The organism is Aeromonas sp. ZOR0002 (genome assembly GCF_963866995.1).
GTDB lineage: Bacteria > Pseudomonadota > Gammaproteobacteria > Enterobacterales > Aeromonadaceae > Aeromonas > Aeromonas caviae.
The window spans coordinates 1-3,112 of the sequence record NZ_CAWMFQ010000020.1; the positions used below are offsets into that span (position 1 = coordinate 1).

Genomic DNA, 3,112 nt, shown 5'->3' on the forward strand with positions numbered 1-3,112 from the left:
GTCCCACGGATGTGAGGGTTCGAGTCCCTCTCTTCGCACCATCATTCTGCAAAGGCCCGTTACGAGAGTAACGGGCCTTTTGTGTTTTCATGCCCCATGGCTATGCTGTTGAAGATGCTGCGCCACCACGGGGGTTTTCCCATGATCCTGGATACCGATATTCACAACTTCTATGAGCATCTGGTGCTCAAGGAGATAGAAAAACAGGGGTTGGCTCGAACATTGACCCCCTATCAGCTGGCAGACCTCTGCTGCCTGTCACTCAACCAGCTTCCTTCCCACTACATCCGTCACGATGTCGACATGATCTACTTCACGACAGACGCCGAACGCAGCGAAATGGAGAAGAAGGTCATCGCCTCCCTGCGCCAGGCCTACGACAAGATCCAGGCCGTCCCCACTCGCCAGGCTTAATGCCAGCCCTGCTGCCAGAGCAGAGTGACGACCCCTGTCATTCCCGCAACCGGCAGCAGGATCAACACCGGTCTCAGCCTGGGTTCCAGCATGACCCAGGCAGCCAGCAAGAACCCCAGGCTCCAGAACCCGTATTCCTTCTCCTGACCCCAGACCAGCACCGCCAGAAGGGCGGCCAAGAGCAGAGCGCGTGCTATCCAGTTCATTGGCATTAGTCCGAGAAAGATTAATGATAACCATTATCATATTTGGTGTCGCCATCTGCAATCGAACTTGCCTATGGATCTCCGGCTATCAAACGGTGTCGATTGAACAGTGAAAAATGCCGATTAGATCAACTATTTTGTGGGATTTTAAAATTTTAAAGCTGTTTTGCCGAATGAGCAGGGATTTTACACCTCCGCTTTATGGTAGATTGCGCCCTCTTTTGGTAAGCCTCTCGGGATCGACGCATCCGCAGGACGAGAGGGGCTGACCTTGGCGAGCAAGAGTTTAGGGAGCGTCTATGCAAAACCAACAACACCACATCCGATTGCCGGGCATGTCGCAAGTATTTGCCTGCCTGGCCATTTTCCTGGCCCTGGCCTTCTCCTTCACCAGCGTGCTGGATCTGCCAATCCAGCTGGCACTGTTCATCGCCTGGTTCGTCATCATGGGACTCGGCATCAAGCTCGGCCACGATTACAAATCCCTGGAGCAGGCGGCAGTCGACGGCGTCGCCAAGGGGATGGGGGCCATCCTGATACTGATCTCCGTCGGTGCCCTGGTGGGCACCTGGATTGCTGGCGGTATCGTCCCCAGCATCATCTACTTCGGCCTCAAGGTGATACACCCCTCCATCTTCCTGCTGGCGACCCTGATCATCTGCTCTCTCACCTCGCTGGCCACCGGCACCTCCTGGGGCTCGGCGGCCACCGCCGGCATCGCCATGATGGGTATAGGCCACAGCCTGGGGGTACCCGCGCCGCTGGTAGCCGGTGCCGTGCTCTCCGGCGTCTACTTCGGTGACAAGCTCTCCCCGCTCTCCGACTCCGTGGTGCTGGCCTCGACCATGTCCAACGTCGACGTGATGGAACACATCAAGGGGATGCTGCCCATCAGCCTGTTCTCCTACGTCATCACCGCCGCCCTGTTCACCGTGGTCGGCATGCAGTACTCCGGCAACGTCAGCCTGGAGCAGGTCAATCTGGTGATGGACGCCCTCGACAAGCAGTTCAACATCACCCCCATGGCCATAGTGCCCGTGGTGCTGGTGCTGGGCCTGTTGGCCAACCGCAAGCCCGCCTTCCCGGTGATCAGCTTCGGCGCCTTGCTGGGTCTTGTCTGGGCCATCGTCTTCCAGGACATGGATCCGGTGAAGGCAATGCACTCCGCCTACAGCCCGTTTGCCATCACCTCCGGCGTCGACTTCATCGACAACATCCTCGGCCGCGGCGGCATGGAGTCCATGCTGGGTTCCGTGGCCGTCATCATCTTCGGCTTGGGCTTCGGCGGTCTGCTGGAGAAGGTCGGCATCCTGGAAGTGATCGCCAGCGCCTTCGAGAAGCGCATCAACAGCGCCGGCAGCCTGACCAGCCACACCATAGGCACCGCCTTCCTGGCCAACGTGTTCGGCTCCGCCATGTATGTGTCCCTGATCCTGACCCCCAAGATCATGGCCAAGAACTACGACCGGCTGGGGCTTGCGCGCAAGAACCTCTCCCGCAACGCCGAGTTTGGCGGCACCCTCACCTGCGGCATGGTGCCCTGGAGCGACAACGGCATCTTCATGGCCGGGGTCCTCGGGGTAGCGACCCTCGACTACCTGCCCTACATGTGGCTCAGCTTCACCTGCATCATTGTGACCATCACCCTCGCCTATCTGGGCAAGGGAGTGAACCGTGTACCGGTCACAGAGGCGGTGACAGCCCGCTAATTTCCGTAAAAACAACGACAAAGGCGCCATCACGGCGCCTTTTGTCTGGGTGCGATTCGAGGTTAAGCTGGCACTCACCTTGATCGCACGTGGCAGGACGCCCAGATGAACTTCACCTTTCGCCAGATCCGCTATTTCGTGGCGGTGGCCGACAGCTTCTCGGTGAGCCGCGCAGCCGCCGAGCTGCACATCTCCCAGTCGGCGGTCACCAGCGCCATCCGCGAGCTGGAGACCGAGCTCGGCGCCGCCCTGTTCGAGCGCAATCCGCGCGGGGTCAGCCTCACCACCCAGGGCCACCAGTTTCTGCTGCACGCCCGTCGCATCCTAAGCGCCATGACCGAAGCCGGCCAGTCCCTCAAGGCGGTAGCCCAGCAGGATCAGGGGCGGCTTACCATAGGCGTAACCACGCTGGTGGCAGGCTACTACCTCTCGGAGGCCCTCGGCCGCTTTCGCCGCGCCTTCCCGGCGGTACAGATCGAGGTGAAGGAGGATGAGCAGCCCTATCTCGAACACCAGATCGTCAACGGCGAGGTGGATGTGGGGATCCTGATGACCAACCGCACCATCCGCCAGGAGGCGTTCGATACCGAGCTGCTGACCCGCTCGCCGCTGCGGGTCTGGCTCGCCGCCAACCACCCCCTCTGCGCCGAGTCGACCCTCTCCCTCAAGGCGCTCGGCGAGGAGCCCATGATCTCGCTGACCGCCGACCAGCTGGACCAGATCATCGGCGGCGGCCTGCGCCGCTACGGCATCTCGCCGCGCATCGTGCTTCGTACCGCCTCG

Annotated in this window: 4 protein-coding genes; 3 read left to right on the forward strand and 1 reads right to left on the reverse strand. The window is 60.6% G+C overall.

What is annotated here, in order from left to right:
• The first annotated feature begins 141 nt into the window (after positions 1–141).
• Positions 142–414 (forward strand): late competence development ComFB family protein, encoded by a 273-nt coding sequence (locus AACR77_RS01345; protein WP_042879317.1) that lies wholly within the window; start codon positions 142–144, stop codon positions 412–414.
• Here AACR77_RS01345 and AACR77_RS01350 read toward each other — a convergent pair.
• Positions 411–620 carry a hypothetical protein gene (locus AACR77_RS01350; protein ID WP_010675758.1) on the reverse strand — a complete coding sequence of 70 codons (210 nt, stop codon included), beginning with the start codon at positions 618–620 and terminating at the stop codon, positions 411–413. The two genes, AACR77_RS01345 and AACR77_RS01350, sit on opposite strands and share 4 nt — an antisense overlap.
• 299 nt (positions 621–919) lie before the next feature.
• Between AACR77_RS01350 and nhaC the strand changes: the two genes are divergently transcribed.
• The gene (nhaC, locus tag AACR77_RS01355; protein ID WP_010675759.1) at positions 920–2,329 is read left to right on the forward strand and encodes a Na+/H+ antiporter NhaC; all 1,410 of its coding nucleotides are present in this window, start codon (positions 920–922) and stop codon (positions 2,327–2,329) included.
• A gap of 105 nt (positions 2,330–2,434) precedes the next feature.
• On the forward strand, positions 2,435–3,112 hold a 678-nt coding region (locus AACR77_RS01360), incomplete at its 3' end, for a LysR family transcriptional regulator (protein ID WP_042879315.1).